This is a genomic window from Mucilaginibacter lacusdianchii (genome assembly GCF_009770985.1).
In the GTDB taxonomy this organism is placed as follows: domain Bacteria; phylum Bacteroidota; class Bacteroidia; order Sphingobacteriales; family Sphingobacteriaceae; genus Mucilaginibacter; species Mucilaginibacter lacusdianchii.
This window is the reverse complement of record NZ_WSRW01000001.1, coordinates 161515-186057: the sequence shown is the minus strand read 5'-3', so window position 1 is coordinate 186057 and position 24543 is coordinate 161515. Positions and strand designations below refer to the sequence as shown.

The 24543-nt window shown below is 41.9% G+C and carries 29 protein-coding genes; 18 read left to right on the top strand and 11 right to left on the bottom strand.

The window, feature by feature from the left end; genetic code table 11:
• On the bottom strand, window positions 1-612 hold the full coding sequence (locus tag GPM24_RS00905; protein ID WP_158824861.1) for a fumarylacetoacetate hydrolase family protein: 612 nt from the start codon (window positions 610-612) through the stop codon (window positions 1-3).
• A 74-nt stretch (window positions 613-686) separates the two neighbouring features.
• On the bottom strand, window positions 687-1187 hold the full coding sequence (locus GPM24_RS00900; protein WP_158824860.1) for a T9SS type A sorting domain-containing protein: 501 nt from the start codon (window positions 1185-1187) through the stop codon (window positions 687-689).
• A 200-nt stretch (window positions 1188-1387) separates the two neighbouring features.
• Between GPM24_RS00900 and GPM24_RS00895 the strand changes: the two genes are divergently transcribed.
• The 6 genes from GPM24_RS00895 (at window position 1388) to GPM24_RS00870 (ending at window position 6181) form a co-directional block, all read left to right on the top strand.
• Window positions 1388-3355 carry a KUP/HAK/KT family potassium transporter gene (locus GPM24_RS00895; protein WP_158824859.1) on the top strand — a complete coding sequence of 656 codons (1968 nt, stop codon included), beginning with the start codon at window positions 1388-1390 and terminating at the stop codon, window positions 3353-3355.
• Between the two features lie 84 nt (window positions 3356-3439).
• Window positions 3440-3775 (top strand): cupin domain-containing protein, encoded by a 336-nt coding sequence (locus GPM24_RS00890; RefSeq protein WP_158824858.1) that lies wholly within the window; start codon window positions 3440-3442, stop codon window positions 3773-3775.
• Window positions 3776-3907: 132 nt separating this feature from the next.
• Window positions 3908-4123, top strand: coding sequence for a hypothetical protein (locus GPM24_RS00885; RefSeq protein WP_158824857.1), 216 nt, complete (start codon window positions 3908-3910; stop codon window positions 4121-4123).
• Between the two features lie 138 nt (window positions 4124-4261).
• Entirely contained in the window at window positions 4262-5065 is an 804-nt protein-coding gene (locus tag GPM24_RS00880) for an SDR family NAD(P)-dependent oxidoreductase (protein ID WP_158824856.1), read from the top strand.
• Between the two features lie 149 nt (window positions 5066-5214).
• Window positions 5215-5721, top strand: coding sequence for a GNAT family N-acetyltransferase (locus GPM24_RS00875; protein WP_158824855.1), 507 nt, complete (start codon window positions 5215-5217; stop codon window positions 5719-5721).
• Window positions 5722-5989: 268 nt separating this feature from the next.
• Window positions 5990-6181, top strand: coding sequence for a hypothetical protein (locus GPM24_RS00870; RefSeq protein ID WP_158824854.1), 192 nt, complete (start codon window positions 5990-5992; stop codon window positions 6179-6181).
• Window positions 6182-6302: 121 nt separating this feature from the next.
• On the opposite strand, the gene GPM24_RS00865 is transcribed toward GPM24_RS00870, so the two are convergent.
• From GPM24_RS00865 to GPM24_RS00845, 5 genes are all read right to left on the bottom strand, one after another.
• Complete coding sequence (locus GPM24_RS00865; protein WP_158824853.1) at window positions 6303-6614, bottom strand: response regulator; 312 nt, start codon at window positions 6612-6614, stop codon at window positions 6303-6305.
• A 4-nt stretch (window positions 6615-6618) separates the two neighbouring features.
• Entirely contained in the window at window positions 6619-7338 is a 720-nt protein-coding gene (locus GPM24_RS00860; RefSeq protein WP_158824852.1) for a pirin family protein, read from the bottom strand.
• Between the two features lie 182 nt (window positions 7339-7520).
• Window positions 7521-8546: a ligand-binding sensor domain-containing protein gene (locus tag GPM24_RS00855; protein WP_158824851.1), complete on the bottom strand. Its 1026-nt coding sequence runs from the start codon at window positions 8544-8546 to the stop codon at window positions 7521-7523.
• Window positions 8547-8636: 90 nt separating this feature from the next.
• Entirely contained in the window at window positions 8637-9182 is a 546-nt protein-coding gene (locus GPM24_RS00850; protein ID WP_158824850.1) for an RsmD family RNA methyltransferase, read from the bottom strand.
• The gene (locus tag GPM24_RS00845; RefSeq protein WP_158824849.1) at window positions 9158-9970 is read right to left on the bottom strand and encodes a DUF3822 family protein; all 813 of its coding nucleotides are present in this window, start codon (window positions 9968-9970) and stop codon (window positions 9158-9160) included. Before GPM24_RS00845 ends, GPM24_RS00850 begins: the two co-directional genes overlap by 25 nt.
• 63 nt (window positions 9971-10033) lie before the next feature.
• Here GPM24_RS00845 and GPM24_RS00840 point away from each other — a divergent pair, with 63 nt between their 5' ends.
• Together GPM24_RS00840 and GPM24_RS00835 are read left to right on the top strand one after the other, a co-directional pair.
• Window positions 10034-11470, top strand: a complete 1437-nt coding sequence (locus GPM24_RS00840; RefSeq protein ID WP_158824848.1) for an ATP-dependent DNA helicase — start codon at window positions 10034-10036, stop codon at window positions 11468-11470.
• Between the two features lie 606 nt (window positions 11471-12076).
• Window positions 12077-12838 carry a response regulator transcription factor gene (locus GPM24_RS00835; RefSeq protein ID WP_158824847.1) on the top strand — a complete coding sequence of 254 codons (762 nt, stop codon included), beginning with the start codon at window positions 12077-12079 and terminating at the stop codon, window positions 12836-12838.
• 16 nt (window positions 12839-12854) lie between these two features.
• On the opposite strand, the gene GPM24_RS00830 is transcribed toward GPM24_RS00835, so the two are convergent.
• Window positions 12855-13433, bottom strand: coding sequence for a Crp/Fnr family transcriptional regulator (locus GPM24_RS00830; RefSeq protein ID WP_158824846.1), 579 nt, complete (start codon window positions 13431-13433; stop codon window positions 12855-12857).
• 233 nt (window positions 13434-13666) lie between these two features.
• Between GPM24_RS00830 and GPM24_RS00825 the strand changes: the two genes are divergently transcribed.
• Together GPM24_RS00825 and GPM24_RS00820 are read left to right on the top strand one after the other, a co-directional pair.
• Window positions 13667-14038 (top strand): response regulator, encoded by a 372-nt coding sequence (locus tag GPM24_RS00825; RefSeq protein ID WP_158824845.1) that lies wholly within the window; start codon window positions 13667-13669, stop codon window positions 14036-14038.
• A 60-nt stretch (window positions 14039-14098) separates the two neighbouring features.
• Window positions 14099-14512: a BLUF domain-containing protein gene (locus GPM24_RS00820; RefSeq protein WP_158824844.1), complete on the top strand. Its 414-nt coding sequence runs from the start codon at window positions 14099-14101 to the stop codon at window positions 14510-14512.
• A gap of 10 nt (window positions 14513-14522) precedes the next feature.
• Here GPM24_RS00820 and GPM24_RS00815 read toward each other — a convergent pair whose 3' ends face one another.
• The 3 genes from GPM24_RS00815 to GPM24_RS00805 all read right to left on the bottom strand — a co-directional run bounded on the left by GPM24_RS00815 (window position 14523) and on the right by GPM24_RS00805 (window position 17962).
• Entirely contained in the window at window positions 14523-15509 is a 987-nt protein-coding gene (locus GPM24_RS00815) for a glycosyltransferase family 9 protein (RefSeq protein WP_158824843.1), read from the bottom strand.
• A gap of 55 nt (window positions 15510-15564) precedes the next feature.
• Complete coding sequence (locus GPM24_RS00810; protein ID WP_233268700.1) at window positions 15565-15849, bottom strand: DUF3072 domain-containing protein; 285 nt, start codon at window positions 15847-15849, stop codon at window positions 15565-15567.
• Between the two features lie 241 nt (window positions 15850-16090).
• The gene (locus GPM24_RS00805) at window positions 16091-17962 is read right to left on the bottom strand and encodes a M1 family metallopeptidase (protein ID WP_158824842.1); all 1872 of its coding nucleotides are present in this window, start codon (window positions 17960-17962) and stop codon (window positions 16091-16093) included.
• 166 nt (window positions 17963-18128) lie between these two features.
• Between GPM24_RS00805 and ubiE the strand changes: the two genes are divergently transcribed.
• The 8 genes from ubiE (at window position 18129) to porG (ending at window position 24455) form a co-directional block, all read left to right on the top strand.
• Complete coding sequence (gene ubiE / locus GPM24_RS00800; RefSeq protein ID WP_199269675.1) at window positions 18129-18860, top strand: bifunctional demethylmenaquinone methyltransferase/2-methoxy-6-polyprenyl-1,4-benzoquinol methylase UbiE; 732 nt, start codon at window positions 18129-18131, stop codon at window positions 18858-18860.
• A gap of 3 nt (window positions 18861-18863) precedes the next feature.
• Window positions 18864-19598 (top strand): type IX secretion/gliding motility protein PorT/SprT, encoded by a 735-nt coding sequence (gene porT / locus GPM24_RS00795; protein ID WP_158824840.1) that lies wholly within the window; start codon window positions 18864-18866, stop codon window positions 19596-19598.
• 93 nt (window positions 19599-19691) lie between these two features.
• Window positions 19692-20456 carry an SDR family NAD(P)-dependent oxidoreductase gene (locus tag GPM24_RS00790; RefSeq protein WP_158824839.1) on the top strand — a complete coding sequence of 255 codons (765 nt, stop codon included), beginning with the start codon at window positions 19692-19694 and terminating at the stop codon, window positions 20454-20456.
• A 119-nt stretch (window positions 20457-20575) separates the two neighbouring features.
• Entirely contained in the window at window positions 20576-21025 is a 450-nt protein-coding gene (locus GPM24_RS00785; RefSeq protein ID WP_158824838.1) for a GatB/YqeY domain-containing protein, read from the top strand.
• Between the two features lie 127 nt (window positions 21026-21152).
• Window positions 21153-21920, top strand: a complete 768-nt coding sequence (locus GPM24_RS00780) for an alpha/beta fold hydrolase (protein ID WP_158824837.1) — start codon at window positions 21153-21155, stop codon at window positions 21918-21920.
• 3 nt (window positions 21921-21923) lie between these two features.
• A complete protein-coding gene (locus GPM24_RS00775; RefSeq protein ID WP_158824836.1) occupies window positions 21924-22583 on the top strand; it encodes a CBS domain-containing protein in 660 nt (219 codons plus the stop codon).
• A 12-nt stretch (window positions 22584-22595) separates the two neighbouring features.
• Entirely contained in the window at window positions 22596-23474 is an 879-nt protein-coding gene (locus GPM24_RS00770; RefSeq protein WP_158824835.1) for an NAD kinase, read from the top strand.
• 177 nt (window positions 23475-23651) lie between these two features.
• Window positions 23652-24455, top strand: coding sequence for a type IX secretion system protein PorG (porG, locus tag GPM24_RS00765; RefSeq protein ID WP_158824834.1), 804 nt, complete (start codon window positions 23652-23654; stop codon window positions 24453-24455).
• The last annotated feature ends 88 nt before the right edge of the window (window positions 24456-24543 follow it).

Here is a 24543-nt window from a genome sequence, read left to right as displayed (position 1 = left end):
CTATTTTACGTAAAAGTCCAAAAGTTTTTGTCCTTCCAAGTAACCCTCTAAATGGTCTCCGGTTTGCACAGCTGCCACACCTTCGGGTGTTCCAGTAAAAATTAAATCGCCTTTTTTTAAGGTAATGTACTGAGATACAAAGGCTAGAATTCGCTCAAAAGAAAATAATAAATCTTTGGTATTGCCATCCTGGCGGGTTTGTCCGTTTACATCCAGCTTCAAGTTCAGGTTGTACAAATCGGCAAACTGGCTTTTGGGTAAAAAGTTGCTGATAGGGGCTGAGCCGTCAAAGCCTTTAGCCAGTTCCCATGGCAAGCCTTTTTCTTTATGGCGGCTTTGGATGTCGCGGGCGGTAAAATCGATGCCTAATCCAACTTCGTCAAAATAATCGGCAGCAAATTTTTCGCTGATGTGTTTACCTTCTTTCCTGATTTTAAGCACCAGTTCAATCTCGTGGTGAACATCCTGCGAAAAATCGGGATGGTAAAATGGTTTGTTATCTTTTAATAAAGCAGTATCTGGCTTCATAAAAATAACAGGAGTGGTTGGTATCGGATTATTTAATTCTTTGGCGTGCTCGGCGTAATTGCGTCCAATAGCAATAATTTTCATAGCAATAGTTATGGTAAAACACCAAAACTAAAAATATTTTGCCCTATGAAGGCAATGTGCTGGTAAAAATTGAGTTATAAAACGGTTATACGCCTAATAACCGACTCGGTGCCTGCCATTACACGCACAAAATAAAAGCCGCTGGTAAGCCGGTTGCTTATATAATGTGTAAACTTTTGTTCGCCCGGATCAACTCGTTGCGAGAAAGTAGCCACGTTGTTGCCCAGCACATCCATCAGTTTGATGGTAACATTGCTGTTGCGCGATACGGTATAACGTAAATTGATCTGGTCGGTAACTGGATTAGGAAAAACCTGTACGTTGGTTAAAAGCTTGTCATCCAGCTGTTTGTCGACCGCTGGCTTAGCTGTGTAAGATACTGGTTTGAATGTGGGAAGCGTGCCGGTTAGAAAACTGTTCTTGAAATAAGTCTTCTTAACATTTTTGCTGCGGAACAGAAAACTGCTATCAGATTTGGCCAATTTGACCAACTCTCCGGAAAAGGCAAAGTTTATGGATATCGCTATTGCAATTATTGTTATCCATAAATATTTAAAAGTATATCTTTGCCCCATAGTTCCTGATTACCTGCAAAGGTAAAAATAATGCTATTACCCAATGTAGAATTGTTTTTAATTAGAGTTTTTTTAACAATTTTTAACAAAAAAGGATTTAACAGGTTATCCAAATAGCCTGCCGGTTAAAAAGACATTTTACAATCGGCTAGATTGATTATCAAAAAGTTCCAAATTATTGATATTTTTTATTAACTAAAGTGTCATCACATCACAAAGACCTACAAAAACTAACAGCCGCAGGGCTGCTTATTAGTTTAGGAATTATTTACGGCGATATTGGTACGTCGCCCCTGTATGTATTCAAAGCCATTGTTGGTGGCAGCCGTATAAATGAAGCCCTCGTGTTAGGCGGCGTATCGTGTATATTTTGGACGCTTACTTTGCAAACCACCATCAAGTATGTGGTAATTACCCTTCAGGCCGATAACAAAGGCGAGGGTGGGATTTTCTCTTTGTTTTCATTAGTTCGCCGGCGCGCTAAGTGGCTCATTATCCCGGCTGTTTTAGGCGGTTGCGCGCTGCTGGCCGACGGTATTATTACTCCGCCTATCACTATTTCTTCGGCTATTGAAGGATTGCATACCTATTATCCGGGTATGGAAACGCGCACCGTAATGACTATTGTAATTGCCATTATTACCTTCCTGTTTTTTATACAGCAGTTTGGTACATCACTGGTGGGTAAAGCGTTTGGCCCTATAATGTTTATCTGGTTTACCATGATGGGCGTATTGGGCATATCTTATATCATACAAATGCCAACGGTTATTAAGGCTTTAAACCCTTACTATGCTTACCATTTGCTTACTAGCGATATTATGGGCAACCCATCTGCTTTAGGCATTTTGGGTGCGGTATTTTTGTGTACTACCGGTGCCGAAGCTTTGTATTCAGATTTGGGCCACTGCGGCCGGAGCAACATCCGTGTGAGCTGGATTTATGTAAAAACCTGTTTAATTCTTAACTACCTAGGTCAGGCCGTATGGCTGTTGCATCATAATGGTGAGGCGTTAGATTTAAACTTACTTAACCCGTTTTACCAAATTATGCCGCAATGGTTCCTGATATTTGGTATTGGTATTGCAACGGTAGCGGCGGTTATTGCCAGCCAGGCCCTGATTTCCGGCTCTTACACGCTGATTGCCGAAGCGGTACGATTAAACCTGTGGCCTAAAGTAAAAATCAATTATCCGTCTTTACAAAAAGGACAATTATATGTACCCAGCATCAACTGGATTTTGTGTGCAGGTTGTATTGGCGTGGTTTTGTTATTTGAGCGTTCTGAACGGATGGAGGCTGCTTACGGTTTAAGTATCACCATTGCCATGCTCATGACTACCATTTTGGTATCTAAATTCTTAAAACGCCGCAAGGTGCCTGGTTATATCATCAACCTGTTTTTGATTGTGTACTTTTTGGTTGAGGGCATCTTTTTATGGGGTAACCTAGGTAAGTTTGTTGAAGGTGGCTGGTTTACCTTGAGCATCGGCGCCATACTGTTTGGCGTAATGTGGACCTGGCACACGGCCCGCAGAATCCGCAACCGCTATGTGAAATTTGTGGAGATTGAGGATTACTACGATATTCTAAAAGAACTGAGTGATGACGACACCGTACCTAAGTATGCATCGCAGCTGGTTTACTTAACCAGTGCAAACTTTAATTCAGAAGTTGAATCCAAAATTATTTACTCCATATTACAAAAGCAGCCCAAACGTGCCGATGTATACTGGCTGGTGCACGTTGATGTAATGGACGAACCTTATACCCGCGATTATGAGGTTGACGTACTGGTGCCCAATAAACTGATCCGCATTGATTTTAAGCTTGGCTTTAGGGTAGGGCAGCAAATCAATTTGTTGTTTCGAAAAGTGGTGGAAGACCTGGTTAAAAACGGCGAGGTGGATATTACCAGTAAGTACAAATCATTAAACAAGCACAACATTGTGGGTGATTTCCGTTTTGTGGTTATCGAAAAAGTGTTGTCCCGCTCGCATAATCTGTCGTTTTATGAACGCATGGTAATGGCTGGTTATACACAACTTAAAAAGGTAAGTATATCTGAAGAGCGGGGTTTTGGCTTAGACTTAAGCTTTGTAACTATCGAAAAAGTGCCACTGATGCTGGCCGATCCGGAATCGGTACAAATCAGAAGGGTTATTTAATTTCTTCAAATAATTTAACTAATTATGGCATCAAAAAGCTGATTTTTGATGCCATAGTTATTTATAGACATCAATTAATGTTATATGGACACCAACATTTTTCATTATTTTAAAGATATACCGGTTAAAGAAATAGCGCCGGGCTATATGGCCAAAATGATTCATACTGATGTAAATACGCTTAACTTCATCGAGGTGAAAGCGGGTGCAGTATCTGCCATCCATCAGCATATTCATCATCAATGCGCTTTTGTGCTGGAAGGCCAGTTTGAAATGACGGTAAACGGCGAGTCGCAGATATTGGATCAGGGCATGTATGTAATTATTCCACCAAATGTACCACATGGCGGTAAAGCCATTACCGATTGTAAGTTACTTGACGTTTTTAATCCCATACGCGAAGATTATCAAGCATTGTAATTGTTTGATATTCTGATTTTTGCAATATTAAATTTGGTTTGTGTCGAAGTTTGTGAAAATAAGTTTTGTTGGTTAAGTTAACTTTTAGAAAAGAATTTCTTAACTTGAGTTTACCTAATTAATTAAACGAAGATGGAACAAAACAACAGCGGGTTAACTAACCTGGGTTTTTACAGCGCCGACGGATATTTTCAAAACATCACTACCTTAACCACTAATACGCTCGAGTTTGTAAGCAAGTCTCGGCTGGAACTGGAAGCAATGTTGCAGGAAAACGTTGAACTGGAGCGTTATGAAAAGTGCGCTATCATCAGGGATGAACTCATCAAACGCACTGGTAAGAAGTAAATTACCTATAGTGTTAGGTTAAAATTAGACGCTATCACTATTAAGAATCAGCATAAAAGCAGAATTTGTAATTTGTTGAAAACAAATGGCATAGTTGTGGTTTATTAATTTGTAGTTAATAAACTAAAACTTAAAATTATGTCAAGCACACAAAAATATGCGCTGATTACTGGTGCAACATCAGGTATCGGCTTTGAATTGGCCAAAATATTTGCCAAAGAAAAATATAATCTGATTTTGGTAGCACGTAATGAGCAAGAGCTAAACAACTGTTCAAACGAGCTGAAACAAAGCGGAATTGATGTGATAACCATATCAAAAGATTTGTTTAAACGCGAAGAAGCTTTTGCCGTTTACGATGAAGTAAAATCTCGTGGTTTACAAGTGGATGTATTGGTAAATGATGCCGGGCAAGGTTACTATGGTCAGTTTAAAGATACTGATATAGAGCGCGAATTAGATATGGTTCAATTGAACATTGGTTCGTTGATCATATTAACCAAATGCTTTTTGAAAGATATGGTGGCCCGCAACGAGGGTAAAATTTTACAATTGGGTTCCATTGCCAGTCAAACACCAGGTCCATGGCAGTCAGTTTACCACGGTACCAAAGCGTTTGTGTTGTCATTCTCTGAAGCCATCCGCGAAGAGTTGAAAGGTACCAACGTCACCGTTACCGTATTGCAGCCAGGCGCTACTGATACCGACTTCTTTAACAAAGCCGAAATGCAGGATAGCAAAATAGTACAGGATAAAAGTTCTTTGTCTGATGCTGCCGAAGTAGCACAAGACGGTTTTGATGCCCTGATGGCCGGTGATGACAAGGTAATTTCGGGCTTTAAAAATAAAGCCATGATTGCCATGAGTAATGTTACCCCCGAAAGCACCGTTGCACATATGATGAACGAGATGCAAAAACCGGTAGATAAGAAAGACGAATAATCAATATTGATTTTTATTAAAAACATCCTGAATTGGCTTATGCCGGTTCAGGATGTTTTGTTTTCAGCCGCGTTGAAAGCTTATAGGTAACAAGGTTTGTGAATTATTGAAAACTATAGTACGTTTGCACCCCGTTTAAACAAACCGTTATGCCCATAACACGCGCACAAGTTGCAGATGTAACCGAAATAGTAGCCTTGGTAAACAGCGCTTACCGTGGCGAAACCTCTAAACAAGGCTGGACCAGCGAAAGTCATTTGCTGGAAGGTATTCGCATTGATGAAGTCGAATTAACCGGTTATTTTGATAAGCCTGAGGTTGCCATATTGAAGTACACCAATGAGGGTAACGAAATTATTGGCTCTGTATACCTCGAGCAAACGAAAAGTAATAAGCTATACCTGGGTATGCTCACTGTAAAGCCAACCTTGCAGGCCGGAGGCATCGGTAGAAAATTGTTAGCTGCTGCTGATGATTATGCCAGGGAATTGGGAATTACAACCATTAAAATATCTGTGATTACATCCCGACGTGAACTGATTGCTTGGTACGAGCGCCGAGGCTTCGTGGCCACCGGTGAAACTATGCCGTTGGTTACCGCTACCAGTGTTGCTAAAGAGCCGGTAGAGTTGATGATTATGGAGAAGGTGGTTTAGTTAGTTAGTTAGTTAGTTAGTTAGTTAGTTAGTTAGTTAGTTAGTGCTTTGACTTCCATTAGTGTTTCATGAGGATAGGGATGTTCTTATACCACGGCCTGTGGATGTTACTTTTTCTTTTGCCGGAAAAGAAAAGGTAACCAAAAAGAAACCTCTCGGCCAGAGATTTTTACTATTTAAGATAGTGCTTATACTTAGGGCTGTAGCTACCGCAAAAATCTAATGCCGATTCTTTTTGTTGACTCGTTCCGTCGTTGCTTAACGTTGAATGAAAATAGAAAAAGAAAAAAAGCGCAGAGGCCCGCTATCGCGCCCGGGCCAGCGTTGGGCTTGGTGGGCAGACAGGGGATCGCGAGAGCTAGGCCTTTTTGTTTCTTTTGTGGCTATGACAAAAGAAATAGCCCCTGCGGCAATGAGCAGACTGCAAGATGTAAATAACCACTACCGGAAGTTAAACTAACAGCACAAGCACAAGCTAGCAGCAAAACCTAAGGCAATGCAAAAACTTGTAGATTGCTTTGACAGCTGACTTCACAACCTGCCTCTGTTGCACAATGATATATTGTATTTTATAATATTTCCTACACCATTCTTCCCTGCAACGCCTCGTAAATCTCGGCTGTAAGCAAGCCGCTGCCACCGCCATAATGCTGTACGATGATAACACTCGGGCGATGATCGGTAAAGTAAGCACGCAAATTTTGTTCCGACTCGGGTTCTATACCGCTACTGAGCAAAATCAGGTCAAATACTTCGTGGCTAAACAACTGAATGGCGTCTTTATCAGTTAAAGCGCCTACACTATGCCATTCAGGGTTGTTGTTGATAAGCCGCACTACAGTTTGTAAAATTTGTTCGTGCCGGCCTACCACCAATATGTTTACTTTATTCATTATGTTAAAACTTCATCGGAACTTCCATCAGTAAAAACTCGGCATCACTTTCGGCAGTAATGCTTAGTTTATCTGTATCCCAAACACCAAAACCGTCGCGTGTGTTTAACAACTGACCATTTATATTTACTTGGCCATTCAAAATAAACGCGTATACGCCACTGTTAGCGCCGCCTTTTAAGGCATATTCGGTACTAATACCTTTATTAAACTTACCTATATGAAACCACGCTTGTTGATAAATCCAGATGCCGTCGTCATCTTTATTGGGCGATAAAACCTGTTGTAGTTTATTATGGCGGTCATCCATACTTAAAGTCAATTGGTCATACCGTGGGGTTACGTTTTTTTGATCAGGATAAATCCAAATTTGTAAGAATTTAACTTTCTCGTTGGGGTTCTTATTTTTCTCGCTGTGGTAAATGCCAGTGCCGGCACTCATGGCCTGTATATCGCCTTTGCGGATAACGGCGACATTGCCCATGCTGTCTTGATGCTCCAGGTCGCCCTCTAGTGGGATGGAGATAATTTCCATATTATCATGCGGGTGTTTGCCAAAGCCCATGCCGCCGCTTACGGTGTCATCATTCAAAACGCGCAGTGCGCCAAAGTTCATACGGTCGGCATTATAATAACCGGCGAAGCTAAAAGTATGATAACTTTCCAGCCAGCCATGGTTAGCATGACCACGGGTACCGGCTTGGTGTAAAACAGATTGTGCCATAGTAATTGTGTTTTTGTTGATACAAAGTTACAGTACCGGGTCAACCGCAAAGTTAATGTAGGTTAAGAAATGAATTTGGTTAATTAAGTAGTTGATTTCTTTCACTGATTAATCAAAGTTGCTAAATCTGAGCTTAAAACAGCATCGCAAAAGATGTAGCCAGACCTGCTTAATAAACATAATTAGTCGGCCACTGCTTTACCATAAACGGCTAAGCCGCCGTACACGGTTCCTAACCACTTGCGGTCGTCGTTGTCGGTAGCTATACACTGAATGGGAGAATCTGTATCCGGAATGCTTAATAACTTCGAATCTTTATGGCCAAATTCTGATAAATGGATGCCGCCTACCCATATTTTGTTTCCTTCCAGCGCAATAGTTTTCAACCCACGTACATTTTCAGGCTTTGTAATTTCCTTCCAGCTTTGGCCGTCAAAACATATAACCGATTTGGCTACTGTGCCGCCCAGCACTGCATAAATTTGATTAGCCGAGTTTATTACTAATCCGTAAGGAAAGGCAGATGTGTACCCCATTTGATCCAGCCGGTAAGATGTCCACTGACCATTATGATATTTTTTAATGATGCCGATAAAAGCAAAGCTGTTAAACGTTCCTATCCAAAGCGCTCCATCATGGTCAACCGCCATAGATAATATAACATCCGGTCCATCCAGGTGTTCCCACTGGTTGGTGCCAGTCACTTTTACAAAGCCATCGTCTGTGCCTATCCAGGTAATTTGGCGATTAGCATCATGGGCAATGCATTTGATATTGTTGTTGGTAAATACACTATTGGCCGAATTGTAAACCTGCCAATGTGTACCGTCAAATTTCGCAATTCCTTTATCCGTACCTACCCAAAGGCTGCCGTTCGCTTCTGTAGCCAAAGCTTGTATATTGGCAGAAGGTAATTGTGAGTTGGCAGGGGTAAACGTAGTCCATTTGCCACCATTCAAACGGTACAAGCCGTTAGCAGTACCTATCCATTTAACATCATTTTTATCAATAGCTATAGCATTAACCTGATTGCTGTTTAGCGGCGAATTACTGATGTTAAATGTAGTCCAACGGGTGGTTTGTGTATGGGTGGTATCGGATGGTATTTTTACATCTTCGTCCGGAGCGTCAGTGGGCTGGTTCTTTTCCTTGGTACATCCCGCAGCTAACAGGGTGATTAATGTTAATATTAAAAATGGATGTTTCACGTCGTGGTAAGTTTAAGGCTACTGCCATGACGGAAAGTGGATACTAAATGTTACAGATAATGAAAATTATAAGCAATGCTTGTGATGTAACTATGCCTCGCTTTTCATTTCAAAAAACGAGAACGATGAGTGCCCATACCGGCGCTGCTCGGTAAAGTTAGGATGGTTACTAAGGTTTTGTAATGATTGATGCTCGATGATAAGCAAGCCACCCGGTAACAACAGATTTTTGTCAAAAACAATTTTAGGCAATTCCGGAATGCGGCTTAAATCATAAGGCGGATCGGCAAATATTAAATTATACTGCTCGGTTTCCAGTTCCAGGTATTTAAACACATCAGCCTTAAAAGTGGTAATTTGTGTTAAGCCATGCTGGCGGGCTGTATCTTTCAAATAATTTACGCAATGTATGCTTCGGTCAACCGCTGTAACACTTTTGGCAAAGCGCGAGGCAAATTCCAGTGCCAGGTTACCGGTGCCGCTAAAAAGGTCCAGCACTTTAATATCTTCCAGTTCTACCTGGTTTTGCAGGATATTGAACAGTGCTTCCTTAGCTAGGTCAGTAGTGGGCCTAACCGGCAGGTTTTTAGGCGGGTTAAGCCGCAAGCCTTTTAAACGTCCGCCAATGATGCGCATAGGGTCAAAGCACTTAAAGTTAGCAACTCCTGTTTAGGCAAGTGCTCTGGCATATCGAGCAATTGCACAGTGCTGAGGGCTGCCAATTTAAAAAAGTTAGAAAGGCGGTTATGGTAAGCGTTGCCTTCTGAAATAAGTCCGTTTACTATCACATTCGTATCGGCGGGCGTTAGTTTCAACTGCTCTGCCACAAAGAGTGCGTAATATGCTAATTCATCAGCATTAGTGCACTCAAAGGTGTTAAAAAGCAGTAATTTGCCATGCCTGAAATAGACTAAATCGGCCTGATTTTCGTTTATATTTATATATAAATCATATCCAGAAGGCTGGGTATCGGCAATGGCTTTTATCCAGCCCGAAGCTGCAAAAATTGTTTTAGACAGATCAAACCGGGCGGCAGCCAAAGTAGCAGTTTGGTTAAGTTTAAACACAATGCGGTTGTCGGCATCCAGTGGCTGTGCAAACACCGTATCTTGCGATTGTACGTCAAGGTAACGGGCAATGGATGCCACATCGGCTTCCTGATACAGGGCGTCGGGTATGAGGGTGAAATCGGATGAGGTAACGCCCGAAATAATGTTTTGGTAATTGAAGTTCAGTACTTCCTGCACTTCGCCGGGTTGGTTAAGTTCGCTTAATAAGCCGGGTTTACGCCAAACCATTAATTTGTGCTGATGTACTACCGCTAACGAAAATTGAGTAGGGTTAATGAGCACCAGCAAAGTGTAATTGTGCACTTCAAGGTGACTAAAGCCGGGGTCAATGTAATGATATAAGGTATCGTCCATCAGTTGCGAACAAAAGTAAATATTTTTTCATTGTTTTGTTAGCGCCTAAAGGCCAATTTATACATGCCCCAACAAGAACAGATTAGTAAACAATTTAAACACCAGCCAACCGAACAGCAATTACAGCTGTTTGATCGGCTTCACAAATTTTTGCTTAACGATAACGGTTACGACTGCTTTTTGCTGAAAGGTTATGCAGGTACCGGTAAAACCACCGTGGTAAGTGCACTGGTAAAAGCATTGCGGGCTTACGGGTTAAAAGCAGTATTGCTGGCCCCCACAGGCCGTGCAGCTAAAGTAATTACTGCATACTCGGGCCGTAAGGCGTTTACTATACATAAGCGCATCTATCGTAAAAAGTCGGCCATGAATATTGACGAGGCCTTTACGCTGGCCGTAAATACAGCCGAGAATACCATTTTTATTGTGGATGAATCGTCGATGATATCTGACGATGCCGGCGGTAGCAACTATGAAACGCTGCTGAAAGATCTGATAGATTACGTTTACAATTTTAAAAACTGCAAGCTGATGCTGGTGGGTGATACCGCACAGCTGCCACCTGTAGGCTCGGTTTATAGTCCGGCTTTAGACCCCAAAGTGTTGACCGATAACTTCGGATTGGATGTGTCCAGCTATGAAATGACTGAGGTTTTGCGTCAGCAAAAGGACTCTGGCATTTTGTACAACGTAACCGGCGTACGCGATATCATTCGTAAAGAAGAAGAAAACTATCCGCAGATTGTAACTAAGGGCTACAAGGATGTTTATCGCATGACCGGCGAACGCCTGGAAGAGGGCCTTAACTACGCTTATAATAAATATGGCAACGAAAATACCTTAGTGATATGCCGGTCCAACAAAAATGCCAACCTGTATAACCGCCAGATACGTAACCGCATATTAATGCGAGAGGAAGAACTAACCGGTGGCGACCAGATTATGGTGGTGCGCAATAATTACTTTTGGATGCAGGTGCACGAAGAAGACAGCACTGGTTTTATTGCTAACGGCGATATAGCCCGCATTAAGAAAGTGCGCCGGTTTGAAGAAGTGTATGGTTTCCGTTTTGCTGATGTGCAGCTGGAATTTATAGACTATGCCGAAGATCCGGTGATTGAATGTAAGGTACTGTTGGACGCTTTATATTCCGACTCGCCAGCCTTGCAGCCTACCGATCAAAAGCGCTTCTTTTTGGAAGTGATGAAGGATTATGATTACATAGCCAGCAGGCGAGCCAAGTTAAAAGAGCTGAAGCTAAACCCTTACTATAACGCGCTGCAAATTAAGTTTGCCTACGCTGTAACCTGCCATAAAGCTCAGGGGGGCCAGTGGGATGCAGTGTTTGTAGACCAGGGCTATATTACAGACGAAATGGTAAATACTGACTTTTTACGCTGGTTTTACACCGCCTGCACCCGTGCTACCACCGAACTATTTTTGGTAAACTTTAATGAAAAATTTTACAAAGCCGGTAGCGACGAGGCGTTGACATATTAAGTGTTGACTAGTAATACTTTTGCAAACTGATATTAGTTAATGGAATTTTCTTTTGGTCTTTTTATTAGAAGATATAGCGAAGCTGTGAAGGTAATGATATAAACAACGGCTAGCTTGGGCTTTTCAAACTTTAAGTTTTCAAAGTCAAAATGTTTAAATAACGTCACCCCTAAAATGATGACGATAATAAAAAGGATAAAGTTTAGGTTTTTTTTCATCTCCATATAGCGATAGGTTTTACTGCGAAATTAATTGACGTTGTGACGAGTAGGGTTTAAACCCTTTGCTGTGTGTTTTTTGAAGTTTTATCCGGCTAAAAACACATTTTTAATTCCATTTTTTTTCATGGGAATGGTAATTAGGTATTTAAAAAGGAATCGGCTACTAACCCTAAAAGCACAGCTGCTATAATTGTAGAAGTTACCGGTTAATATATTGCTACATGTTCCGCACTGAATTACTGTATCCGTTGCAGGGTATTGAAGAACTGGCTCTTGCATTTGTATAATTAAATCAGCGTTGATACTTGAACCAAAGCTCAGCATTAAATCAATTTTGGTTGCTACACTTGAGTGTAGATTTGTAAATTGGCAGTGCACAAAGCCTATGGATAGTAAAAACTTTTCAAGCCTCCTCACAAAAAATAAGCTGGAACCTACCTTGAATGATCAACGCATTCAACAAGCCAGTTATCTTGATGTGGTCCGATCCTTTTCCAGGCTTACCTATGAAAGTGTATACATCATTGATTATGAAAGGATGGGGTTTGAATATGTGTCCGAAAATCCTTTGTTCTTGTGCGGTTATAGTGTTGAGGAAGTATTGTTAATGGGGTACGATTTCTATTTTAAAAACGTCCCCGAAACTGACCTGCAGCTACTTACCACTATCAATAACGCAGGATTTGATTTTTACGACAAGCTGCCGCCTGCTGACCGGATGCTGTATAGTATTACTTATGATTTTCATTTGAATAGCAAAGACGGCAGGCAATTATTAATTAATCATAAACTGACACCGCTATCTCTCAACGCAAACCACAAGATGCAAAAGGCCATGTGTGTAGTGTCCTTATCCCATCGAAAAAATGCGGGTAATGTTCATATTTATAAGCATGGTAGCGAGGATAGATGGGAACTGGATACAGTAACGAGTGTTTGGCACAAATCACTTAAACCGCAACTTAGCAGCAGAGAACTGGAAATACTGCGTTTTCATGCTCGTGGATTTTCCATAAACGAGATAGCTGAAAAGATCTTTGTTGTTCCGGATACCGTTAAATATTACAGAAGGCGGATTTTTGATAAATTTGATGTGAACAATATGGCCGAGGCCCTGCACTATGCTATCGATAGTAAAATAATCTAAATCGCAACTAATTAATTTACATCGCCTTCCGCATTTTACTAAAAAACTCGGGCGTTACGCCAATGTAGGCGGCAATTTGTTTTTGAGGCAAATGGTAAATTAGAGTAGGGTAGCGTTTACAGAAGCGGGCGTAGCGTTCGGCTGCGGTTAAACTTAAGTTATCAATCAGGCGTTGTTGCGAGGCTACTAAAGCATTCTCAGTAAGGATGCGAAAAAAGCGCTCAAACTTGGGAACCTGCGTGTAAAGTTTTTCCTGACTGGCTTTAGACAGCATCAGCATTTCGGTGTCTTCTAAAGCCTCAATGTTTAAAATGCCTGGCAGTTGGGTAATCAGGCTGTAAATATCAGCCATCCACCAGCCTTGCGGAGCAAAGCTCAGCACGTGTTCAAAGCCATTTACATCCAGTGTATACCCACGCAGGCAGCCCGATGTTACAAAAGCAGAATGTTTACAAACGTCGCCTTCGGCAATTAGATGCTTTTTTCGCTTTATTTGTTTCGGAACCAACAATGAAGTAAATAACTGCTTTTCATCATCGCTAAGATTAATATGCTTACCGATATTATTTAAGATTAGGTCGAACTGCAATTCCATCGCGCTAAAGATAGCAAATAGGAACTTTTGTATGATAAAGCAATCAGTGTGTCTGCATCATGTACAACTTTTCAGCGTAAATGATATTAGCTGGGTTTAAGTAAACTTATACTTATGATAAATTATCTGTAAGTGAACTCTGTAAAATCTAATAGTTGAAAAATTTATAAAAATTAATTCATGGTTAACTCGTGGCACCAACTTTGTAAATGTGGCTTACAGATACATTAGCCATGAAAAGTAAAATACTTGTAGTAGACGACAATAAATTTATCCTCGACCTGATATCATACGTGCTGGATAATGAAGGATATAACGTGGAAGTATCTAATAAAGCCGAAGGTTTATTAAATAAAATTGAGGCGGCACATCCTAGTTTAATTATACTGGACGTTTCACTGCCAGACGGTGACGGCCGCGACCTGTGCCGGCAAATCAAAGAAACGCAAACCTTTAAAAAAATCCCTGTAGTAATGTGCTCAGGCAGGTCTGATATTGGCGACGTAGTTCATCAACAGGGGGCACCCGATGGCGTGTTACGCAAACCTTTTGACATGAACCAACTGCTGCGCATGGTAGAAGACAAACTGTCGCTGGCTGCCTAAATTACCTGAAGGTAGTTATGGTTTGCCAATGTATCCTATATTTGCGTAAACTACCTACCTATGGAATATCTGATTTATATCAGTACAGCCAGCAGAAACATTACGCAAGATGATTTACTGGATATACTGACTGTTAGCCGGAACAACAATACCAAAAATAATTTAACTGGCATGTTGCTTTACGGCGAAGGTGCTTTTATACAAGTATTGGAGGGTGAAACCGAAGCACTTAAGCAAAGTTATCAGGTAATTCAATCTGATCCGCGCCACTACAACCTCATTAAAATGGCCTCTGGCGAATTAGAGCAAAGAAACTTTCCTGAATGGGCAATGGGTTTTAAAGCAGCTAATGCTGATGAATTAGCCGAATTTAATGGTTATATCAATCCGGCTGGTAAGTCTTTTTTGCAAGAAGCCGATGCCAATGCCGTTATTAGCATGTTGCAGGTTTTTGCAGATACCAACCGGATGTAAGCCGGTTCAATTAAGTATTCTGAAATAGCTCTGCGGTTTTTTGCATCACGTAATCAAATCCCGGCTCCTGTAGCCAGTTGATGGTGTAATGACGTTGCTGATTAATGGGTCCCCAACGCTCGGGCTCGCCATCCATGCTAATCACAATACTTGGTGTTTGAAACGCCGACGCAATGTGCGATACACCGGTACAGTTGGATATCAACGCCCGTGCATTCTTTATCAACATGCCAACCGCACCTAAGGTGGTAATACCTGCGGTATCTATAGCCGGATGTTTCATGTGCCCAATTACTTCGTTTATAATAGACGCTTCTTCTTTAGTACCGGTAATTACTACTTTATATCCTTGTTCGGCACAGTAATCGGCTACAGCCGCAAAGTGCTCGGTAGGCCACTGCCGCCATGAACCGCGCGAGCCAGGGTGCACACAAACATAGCGGCCCGGTTCAATCGGTAATTGTAGTTTATCGTAATCGGCCTGATCTTTTTCCGTAATTGGAAATTCCAGTTCGTTGCCATGATCCGGAATGCCCAAATGCTTCATCAGCAAAACATGTCGCTCCGGCTCGGGGCCATAATCGGGGTATTCCACAAAATACTCCAAATTGGCGGCAAAATCACCTCTGGTATAAAAACCGCCAGTGTAGCTGGCGCCAAATAATTCCATCATCGGGTTAATGACGGTGCCATTGCCCTGCATTTGCAACAGCAAATCGAACTTGCCTTGTATGCCAGCTAAGAATTCAACCGTTTCTCTACTGTTAAAAGGTTGCTCCGGCAAGCCGGGAAATCCTGGAAAGTGAATAAACTCGTCAAAATAGCTGCTAAAGCGCTCGGTAAAACTTTTGCCCCAGGGCAGGCCTAATAAAGTAATATGAGCACTGGGATAGGCGTAACGCAAAGCCCGCATGGCGGGGATGATACACAGCATATCGCCCAATTGCAGAGCCCGGAAAATGGCTATCTTCTTAATCTGATGATCAGGTAGTTTCATTTATGATAAAGGAGGTAAAAAGCAACCGCCGAGGGTAAACGGCGGTTGCGCTCAGTTATTCTTTGTTATCTAAACCGCGACCTGTTTTGTGCTGCAGTTCGTCGATGCGTTTAGAGGCGTCGGCTTTGCTTAAGGTTTCATCAAAAGGCTCGCCTGCTTCGTCTGATAAAGTTTTTAGATATGACTGTTGGGCGCCGGTCATGGGTTCATCGCCGGTGGTCCACTCATCAGGGTCTTTTACAGTGTTAGATCCTTTCGATGTATCGTCGTTAGTCGTATTGTTATCGCCACCATCTTCAAACAGGTCGCCGTCTTGCTCTGGGATATTTACGTTTGACATAATTTTGTTTTGATTAGGTTGATGTAACCCGTAGCCAGCCCTATTTGTTTGTATTGTGGAAAAGTAGGGGTGATATTTTAACGTGGTTAAAAATAGAGTCAGGAGCCAAGAAACAAGAGGCAAGGGGAGACCTATATTAGACGGTAGATAAGGATAGAATACATCAAAGGCTGAGCCTGTAGTCGTAAATACTTTCTGTTTGACTCAAAAGCACAGGCCTTGGACTTCATACCTTCATTCATCATTTCATGACATACACATTGTCTTTCTTATTCGCATCGGCATCATAAGTAGTGCCCAACACCAGTTTGGTTACGGGTTTGGCCGAAGTAAATTTAAGAATGCATGTTTTTTGGCCGTTTTGCCACGCCGCTATGCTTTGGTGTAAAAGCTCATTACTACCATCGGCATAATTAACCCTTAAGTGTACAGGTACTGGCTTGCCGCCTATGCGGGTGATGGTTACCGTGTAATTGTTTTGCTGTTTAGCTACTTGGGTAATACCTAAATCGGGCACACCACTGTCAAAAAACCAGGCTTTCCAAAACCAGTTAAGGTTGATGCCTGAACCGGTATTTATGCAGTTAAAAAAATCATAAGGCATGGGGTGTTTGCCATGCCATTGGTTTATATAATGGTGCAGCGCTTTGGTAAACAATTCATCGCCCAGCATATCTTTTACATACAAGTAACCCATGGCCGGTTTTGGATAACTGTCGGTAAAAGTAGATACACCAATAAGAGATGGTGTCAGGCTCATAATCGGCATATCTTCTTCGGTGCCGGCGCTATGGTTGTAGGCATCCATGCCGTAGTTGTCATCAATTTTAGGGTCGATGGCTGTACTCACAATCCATTCGCCAATAGTGGCCCAGCCTTCGTCCATCCAGGCATATTTGGTTTCGTTAATGCCCATATAAAACGGAAACATGGTATGGAATATCTCGTGGTCAGTTAGCGTAATCTCGTCAGTAACTGTTGGCGTTGGATTATCGTTCACCATCATAGGGTATTCCATTTGGTCTAATCCATCAAATACGGTTTCGTGCGGATAGGGATAAGGCCATTTGGGAAACTGATAGCTCATTACCTCTACCGTTTTACGGGCATGTTCAACAACTGGCAGGTAATCTTTATGCGCAGTATTATAAACAGCGTCAACTCGGGTACGACGGCCGGTTTTAGAATCAACCACCAAACTGCTGGCCTTCCATACATAATGGTTGCTGGTGGCAAACGCAAAATCAGTCACGCTGTCTGCTTCAAACTTCCAGGTATGCGTTTTTCCAGGCGTTGTGATATTACCGGCTTTAAAATCGTCGGTTGTAATTACGTCTGTTATGGCATCGTTTCGGCCTGCTGCGGCTACGCGTTCTGCTATGCGGGGTGTATAAACTTCTGCTGTGTTTTTGAGGTTGCCTGTTGCCCAAACCTGGTAGTTACCGGGTACGGTAACCTCGGCATTAAAATGACAAAAATCGTTGTAAAATTCTTCCGACCCTCGGTAAGGATATTTGTTCCAGCCATCAATATCGTCATAAACCGCAATGCGCGGAAAAAAGTAGGCTATGAAAAATGCACCGCTATCTACCTGTCCCGTGCGGATGTGCGAGCCTTTGTTAAGTACATACGAGTAACTGATGGTAAAATGTGCTTTTTGCGATGGTAAAATGGCCGGTATGTTAACCGTCATGTTGGTGCCGTTGATACGCCATTGGCTTGCTTCCTGCTTTTGCTCATTCATAATCAGGCTTTGGATTTGTACACCATCAGTCATGTCTTCTGGCCGTACAACCGAGTTGCGTATGGTGTTTTTAGCGTATAAATTAGGGTACAATTTAAAGTAAATATTGATTAGCGTATCAAGGCTGTTGTTGGTGTAATCAATATCCACCGTGCCTTTAATGACACGAGTTTGCGGATCAAAATTCACTTTAATATTATAATCGGCCCAATTTTGCCAGTAGTTTTTGCCGGGGGCGCCGTTAATAGTTCGGGTGCCTTTTGTATAAGTGCGCTGCAAATTTACCGGAACAGGCAGTATAGTTTGCGCAAAACTATGGAGCGTGCAAAACAACAGGGTTGCCAAAAGCAGCTTTCTGAGTATGGTCATGTTAGTGGGGGTGTAATATTCTGGTTAAATATAAAAATTAGTGAGCAAAGCTTTGAATGATGGCTCTTGATTTCAGGATAGACAGGTGTTTCAGAACCTGATCCTTATCATTTCCAGCCAAACACATCCAAAACTTATCCCCGCAAATTCACTATCTTTGAGGCCGATGAGTAAAACTGTAACGCCGTATCAAAATCAGCAGGCAACCAAAAAGGAACAGGTGGCCGATATGTTCAACAACATATCTAAAACGTACGATTTTTTGAACCATTTTATGTCGTTGGGAATTGATATCATCTGGCGTAAAATTGCCATTAATGAATTAAAGGAAGCGCAGCCCAAGCGCATACTGGATGTGGCCACCGGTACCGGCGACTTTGCTTTCGAGGCGTTGTCTATCTTAAAACCCGAAAAGATTATCGGTGTCGATATTTCTCAGGGCATGCTCGACATCGCCAAGCAAAAAATCAATAAACGTAACCTTTCGCCCCAATTTGAAGTAAAACTGGGAGACTCGGAAAAGCTTCCGTTTGATAGTGATGAATTCGACGCGATAACGGTAGCTTACGGGGTACGCAATTTCGAGAATCTGGAAAAAGGTTTGGCCGACATGCTGCGGGTACTTAAACCCGGTGGCAAAGCGGTAGTGCTGGAGTTTTCTAAGCCCAAAGTTTTTCCGGTGAAGCAGTTGTATAACTTTTATTTTAAAAACATTACACCAGGTATCGGCAAGTTATTTTCAAAAGATGCACGAGCCTACTCATACCTGCCCGAGTCGGTAGCGGCTTTTCCGGACGGAAAAGATTTTACCGGCTTGATGGATAAGGTAGGATTTAAGCAAACCAAAAGCCGCCCATTGGCATTTGGTATCTGCTCAATTTATACGGGTATAAAATAAGCTATGGTTAAAAAAGTACTGTTGGTGTTGGCCTTGTGTGTGTGGATGGGAAAGGCAGGATATGCGCAGGTGCAGGCCTGGGGTGGCGGTGCCGACCAGAATGACCTGAGCTTTGGCTTCAGCTTTCAGTACATCAAGCAGGATTATAAAATTATCAAAAAGCCTGATTGGCGTACGCCCTTTGTTGACCCGGAAACCAACAGGAATGTAACCACCCCTTTAACCGGTATCAGTTCCAAAAGCGTACCTGGCTTTTCGGTAGGGTTTATTACCCGCTACCGGCTTACTGAACATCTGGAAGCACGCGTTACCCCATCACTGGTATTTGCCGACCGCCAGTTGGATTATGCTTTTGAAGATCCGAAAGAAAATATCAGTAAAGTAATATCCAGCACACAGGTAGATATGCCGTTGCTGCTTAAACTCAAGTCAGACCGTATTCGCGATTTCAGGGCATACCTAATAGGAGGTATAAAGTATTCAACCGCTATCGGCTCTAAAGGGCAAAGTGATGCCAACGAAGCGCTTATGCAAAAAAGAGTTAAAAACGTTCGCGGTTTTGCATCATACGAAGCGGGTATAGGTTGTGATATATACTTCGAGTTCTTTAAACTCTCGCCCGAAATAAAGCTAGCTAACTCATTTGGCAATGTGCTGGTTCCCGAAAATCATCCCTTCTCATCACCTATTGATAAGTTGTTTTTGCATAGCTTGATATTTAGCTTACATTTTGAATAGTTAATGCGATGAAGCCTTGTGGCTCCATCACGCAATCTCAATTCTTCAATCCAATATAAAAAACATAATTTCGCTGCCATTAGTTAATCATCTATGGCTAAAATTGCTTTGATAACAGGAGCCACTGCCGGTATTGGCGAGGCCTGTGCTTATTTATTTGCCCGTAACGGCTATGATTTGATACTGACCGGCCGCCGGCAAGATCGCTTGGACGCACTGGCGCAGCAGTTAAACAATGATTTTAATGTGCGTATTGCTGTTGCCGCGTTTGACGTACGCATTAAAGAACAGGTAATTCATCACCTGGAAAGCCTGCCTGATGATTGGAAGAATGTAGACGTGCTAATTAACAACGCCGGCTTAAGCCAGGGCTTAGACCCAATACAAAAAGGAAGCTATGATGATTGGGACACCATGATAGATACAAACATTAAAGGTTTATTATACGTAAGCAAGGTGGTATCTAACTGGATGGTAAACAACGGCTTCGGTCATATTGTAAACTTGGGGTCTATTGCAGGTAAAGATGTATATGCCAATGGTAACGTATACTGTGCTACTAAAGCCGCTGTAGATGCGTTGAGTAAAGGCATGCGTATTGATTTGCTGCAGCATGGTATCAAGGTAACCGCCATACACCCAGGTGCCGTAGAAACTGAGTTTTCGGAAGTGCGTTTTAAAGGTGATAAGGACAGAGCTAAGAAAGTGTACAATGGCTTTACCCCGTTAACAGCGGTGGATGTAGCCGAAACCATTTGGTTTGTAGTAACACGCCCGGCGCACGTTAATATTAACGATTTGTTGCTAATGCCAACCGCACAAGCCACGGCTACGTTAATAGATAGAAAGAATAATTAAGTAGTAGGGGGATGTTGATTAGTTGAATTGTTGAGTAGTTAAATTTGAAATAAAAACGGTCAACCAATCAATAATACAACTAATCGACTGTCCAACAATCAACATATAAACCAACCAAAATGTCATTAATACAAAAAATTGATCAGGATATTAAGCAGGCCATGCTAGGTAAGCAAGAGGCTAAACTGCGCGGTTTACGTGCTATCAAATCGGCCTTGTTGCTGGCCCGTACAGAAAAAGGGGCATCGGAAGAATTGAGTGAGGATGCCGAGGTTAAAGTATTACAAAAGCTGGTAAAACAGCGTAAAGAGTCGGCTGATATTTACCAGGCGCAAAACCGTCCGGACTTGTATCAGATTGAGATAGAAGAACAGGAAGTAATTGAAGCTTACTTGCCTAAACAAATGGACCGTGCCGAAATTGAAACTTATTTGAAAGATTTAATTAGCCGGGTAGGGGCAACATCCGTAAAAGATATGGGTAAGGTAATGGGAGCTGCAAATAAAGAGTTGGCCGGCAAAGCCGACGGTAAAACTATATCGGAAGTGGTGAAACAACTACTGGCATAATTAATTTGCTTAACTATTGCAACTCTGCTTCAAAAACCTAACTTTATCCCGAAAATATGGGCATTTTTAAACCAAATTTAATTTTGGTATAAGGTGCTGGTAATAAAGAAAAACTGTATTACAACTTATGAACTTTGCGCTTAAAGAAGAAAAAGGGTTTATTTATATTGATGAAGGCGAAGGCGAAGTATTATTGCTGCTACATGGCCTGATGGGTGCTTTAAGCAACTGGGAAAAAGTAATTGAAGAATTTAAAAGTGAGTACCGGGTAATTATACCTATACTGCCTATATATGATTTGCCGTTACTAACTACCGGCGTTAAAACGCTTACCAAATACGTACATAAGTTTGTTAAAGAAAAGAACTTAAAAGATATTACCTTGTTAGGTAATTCATTGGGTGGGCACGTAGGGTTGATATATACCCTGTCGCACCCCGAATATGTAAAGACACTGGTATTAACCGGCAGTTCAGGTTTGTATGAAAACGCCTTTGGCGGCTCTTTTCCGAAAAGGGAGAGCTACGATTTTGTAAAAGAAAAGGTAGAGTATACTTTTTACGATCCTAAAACGGCTACTAAAGATCTGGTTGATGAAGTGTTTATCACTATCAATGATCGTTCAAAAGTAGTGCGTATATTGGCTATGGCCAAATCGGCCATCAGGCATAATATGGGTAAGGATCTGCACAAAATAAAAATACCAGTTGGGCTGATATGGGGTAAAAACGATAAGATTACGCCGCCCGAAGTGGCAGTTGAATTTAACCAGTTGCTGCCCAAATCAGAACTGCATTGGATTGATCAGTGCGGCCATGCGCCAATGATGGAACAACCTGAAGAATTTAACAGGCTGTTGCGAAAGTTTTTAGAAAATGTTAAACTAAAAGTATAAAACATGCTTGCAATTGAGTTAGCTGCCGATATTATTCCACCGGTTACCACCGGTGATACCTTGCAAAAGGCTATTGACCGCATGGTGGAGTTCCGTATCAGGCATCTGCCAATTGTAAATGAGCAACAGTTTTTGGGCTTGCTATCTGAAAACGATATTACCGACCCGGATCACAATTTGTTGGTGAGCTCTCTTTCACAGTTGCTGGTAAATAGTTTTGTGTACCAGGACCAGCATGTGTATGATGTGCTGCGAATGTTTTATGAACATAAGCTTACCGTAGTGCCCGTGCTGGACGCTGCTAAAAATTATGCCGGATTAATAACCCTGAGCGGAATGAGCAACGGTATAGCCGAAATTACATCGGCAACTGAACCGGGCGGCATAATAGTGCTCGAAATCAATACCAAAGATAATTCCATGTCGCAAATGGCTCAGATTGTAGAGTCGGACAATGCCCAAATATTAAGTTCGCATGTACGGACTTTTCCGCACTCTACCCGGATGGAAGTAACACTTAAATTAAATAAACCAGATATTTCTGCCATTAACGCCGCATTTTTGCGGTATGGTTATGATGTAAAAGCCATCTTTAACCAAAGTGATGACGACGACGATTCTATGGACCGTTATGATTCGTTTATGAACTACCTCAATATGTAATTGCACCAACGAATGAGAATAGCGGTTTACGGCAGACCTTTTAACGATACAGTATTGCCTTACGTACAGCAGGTATTTGATGCTTTGGCCCTGCATGACGTTGATGTGTATGTGCATCAGCAACTCTACACCTTTTTAGATGCCAAAATCATCAACCCACGGTATAAGGTTTTAGATGCTAACTGCCAATTGTGTAATGTAATTGATTTACTGATTACCTTAGGCGGCGATGGTACTTTGTTAGATATTGTAGCCATGGTGCGAGATACTGGAGTGCCGGTTATCGGTATCAATTTTGGCCGGTTAGGCTTTTTAGCCAGTGTAAATAAAAGCGACATTGCTGCTGCTATCATGGCTGTAGTAAACCGCCAATTTACTTTAGATCCGCGTGAGTTGATTGCCATTGATTCTGAAGCGGAAGTTTTTGGTAATGATAATTTTGCACTGAACGACATCACCATCCATAAGCGCGATGATGCAGCCATGATTACCATGCATGCCTACCTTAACGACGAATTTTTAAATTCTTACTGGGGTGATGGTATCATCATATCTACTTCTACTGGTTCAACAGCCTACTCGCTTAGTTGCGGCGGGCCAATCATTTTCCCGCAATCCAACACCATTGTAGTAACGCCGGTATCACCGCATAACCTTAATGTACGGCCTATTGTATTGCCCGATGATAGCGTGCTTACTTTTGAAGTAGAAACCCGCAGCGCCAATTACCTTGTTTCGTGCGACTCGCGCACGGCCGTAATTGATAAAAGTATGAAGTTTCAGGTGCGTAAGGCCGGCTTTAAACTTAATTTGGTGCGGTTAAACAACCAAAGCTATTTGTCGACCTTAAGAAATAAATTACTTTGGGGATTAGATGCGCGTAACTATTAAGGTTGTTTTTAACAGTGCGGTTATAAAAATGGTAAGCGTTGTAAAACATCGTATCACAGGTTTCGTAAACATGGAGAATTGTTGGTTTGAAGAAGCTAACTAAGCAATTGAATATGTGGCGTTATGGTTTGACCCATCCCTAAAGCAATAGGAAATAAAGTTAATTTAGAAGAGGTTGTGATTGGTAAAAAACTCCTATTAATAAAGTTTGTATTATTTGTAATTCTATCATCGGCATCGGTTTGCTACGCCCAAACGTGGGAATTGGGTGTTACTGCTGGTGCTGCCGGTTACATGGGCGATTTGAATCAGCGAAATGTTGTTAAGCCAAGCGGATTTGCCCTCGGCGGATTTGTAAAACGCAATATCAATGGTTACCTGTCGGCCAAAGTACAATATATGCTTGGGCAAATACAGGGAGCAGACAGCACATCCAAGTATGAGCAATTCCGCAACCGAAATTTAAGCTTTGTTACCCGTCTTCAGGAAGTAAGCCTGATAGGGGAGTTCAACTTTATGGAATACCAGCCCGAAAACGGAAAAAATATTTTTACCCCTTTCATTTATGCCGGTATTGGAACCGTAAAGTATACGCCACGTGCCATGTATCAGGGAGAGATGTATGATCTGCGCCCGCTGACTACCGAAGGACAAAGCAAGCCTTACAAAAACACTGCGTTTTCCATACCATATGGTGTAGGCATTAAATATAACTTCTCGGGCAAACTCAATTTAATTGCCGATATCGGCTACCGTAATCCCAGAACCGACTATTTAGACGATGTAGCTGGCTACTATGCACCCAAAGCCGGCGTCAATAATCCGGTGGCGCTGGCATTATCTGACCGGTCGGGCGAACGTTTACCTACCAACATCGGCACAGCCGGTACTCAGCGTGGCGATTTGCGCAATCGCGATACTTATTGGTTTTTTGGTCTTACTATCTCTTACACTTTTGTAACCCAGAATTGTTACTTTTAGTGGTTTTAAGCAATAATTTAACTAATAATTATTGTAATTTTAATTAAGAAAATAATCATTTTAAATTCCCTTGTTAATTTTGATAGCT

Coding starts and splice junctions, on each gene's coding strand:
- GPM24_RS00905 (WP_158824861.1), bottom strand. CDS start 612: ATGAAAATTATTGCTATTGGACGCAATTACGCCGAGCACGCCAAAGAA.
- GPM24_RS00900 (WP_158824860.1), bottom strand. CDS start 1,187: ATGGGGCAAAGATATACTTTTAAATATTTATGGATAACAATAATTGCA.
- GPM24_RS00890 (WP_158824858.1), top strand. CDS start 3,440: ATGGACACCAACATTTTTCATTATTTTAAAGATATACCGGTTAAAGAA.
- GPM24_RS00885 (WP_158824857.1), top strand. CDS start 3,908: ATGGAACAAAACAACAGCGGGTTAACTAACCTGGGTTTTTACAGCGCC.
- GPM24_RS00880 (WP_158824856.1), top strand. CDS start 4,262: ATGTCAAGCACACAAAAATATGCGCTGATTACTGGTGCAACATCAGGT.
- GPM24_RS00875 (WP_158824855.1), top strand. CDS start 5,215: ATGCCCATAACACGCGCACAAGTTGCAGATGTAACCGAAATAGTAGCC.
- GPM24_RS00870 (WP_158824854.1), top strand. CDS start 5,990: ATGAAAATAGAAAAAGAAAAAAAGCGCAGAGGCCCGCTATCGCGCCCG.
- GPM24_RS00865 (WP_158824853.1), bottom strand. CDS start 6,614: ATGAATAAAGTAAACATATTGGTGGTAGGCCGGCACGAACAAATTTTA.
- GPM24_RS00860 (WP_158824852.1), bottom strand. CDS start 7,338: ATGGCACAATCTGTTTTACACCAAGCCGGTACCCGTGGTCATGCTAAC.
- GPM24_RS00850 (WP_158824850.1), bottom strand. CDS start 9,182: ATGCGCATCATTGGCGGACGTTTAAAAGGCTTGCGGCTTAACCCGCCT.
- GPM24_RS00845 (WP_158824849.1), bottom strand. CDS start 9,970: ATGGACGATACCTTATATCATTACATTGACCCCGGCTTTAGTCACCTT.
- GPM24_RS00840 (WP_158824848.1), top strand. CDS start 10,034: ATGCCCCAACAAGAACAGATTAGTAAACAATTTAAACACCAGCCAACC.
- GPM24_RS00835 (WP_158824847.1), top strand. CDS start 12,077: ATGGATAGTAAAAACTTTTCAAGCCTCCTCACAAAAAATAAGCTGGAA.
- GPM24_RS00830 (WP_158824846.1), bottom strand. CDS start 13,433: ATGGAATTGCAGTTCGACCTAATCTTAAATAATATCGGTAAGCATATT.
- GPM24_RS00825 (WP_158824845.1), top strand. CDS start 13,667: ATGAAAAGTAAAATACTTGTAGTAGACGACAATAAATTTATCCTCGAC.
- GPM24_RS00820 (WP_158824844.1), top strand. CDS start 14,099: ATGGAATATCTGATTTATATCAGTACAGCCAGCAGAAACATTACGCAA.
- GPM24_RS00815 (WP_158824843.1), bottom strand. CDS start 15,509: ATGAAACTACCTGATCATCAGATTAAGAAGATAGCCATTTTCCGGGCT.
- GPM24_RS00810 (WP_233268700.1), bottom strand. CDS start 15,849: ATGTCAAACGTAAATATCCCAGAGCAAGACGGCGACCTGTTTGAAGAT.
- GPM24_RS00805 (WP_158824842.1), bottom strand. CDS start 17,962: ATGACCATACTCAGAAAGCTGCTTTTGGCAACCCTGTTGTTTTGCACG.
- ubiE (WP_199269675.1), top strand. CDS start 18,129: ATGAGTAAAACTGTAACGCCGTATCAAAATCAGCAGGCAACCAAAAAG.
- porT (WP_158824840.1), top strand. CDS start 18,864: ATGGTTAAAAAAGTACTGTTGGTGTTGGCCTTGTGTGTGTGGATGGGA.
- GPM24_RS00790 (WP_158824839.1), top strand. CDS start 19,692: ATGGCTAAAATTGCTTTGATAACAGGAGCCACTGCCGGTATTGGCGAG.
- GPM24_RS00785 (WP_158824838.1), top strand. CDS start 20,576: ATGTCATTAATACAAAAAATTGATCAGGATATTAAGCAGGCCATGCTA.
- GPM24_RS00780 (WP_158824837.1), top strand. CDS start 21,153: ATGAACTTTGCGCTTAAAGAAGAAAAAGGGTTTATTTATATTGATGAA.
- GPM24_RS00775 (WP_158824836.1), top strand. CDS start 21,924: ATGCTTGCAATTGAGTTAGCTGCCGATATTATTCCACCGGTTACCACC.
- GPM24_RS00770 (WP_158824835.1), top strand. CDS start 22,596: ATGAGAATAGCGGTTTACGGCAGACCTTTTAACGATACAGTATTGCCT.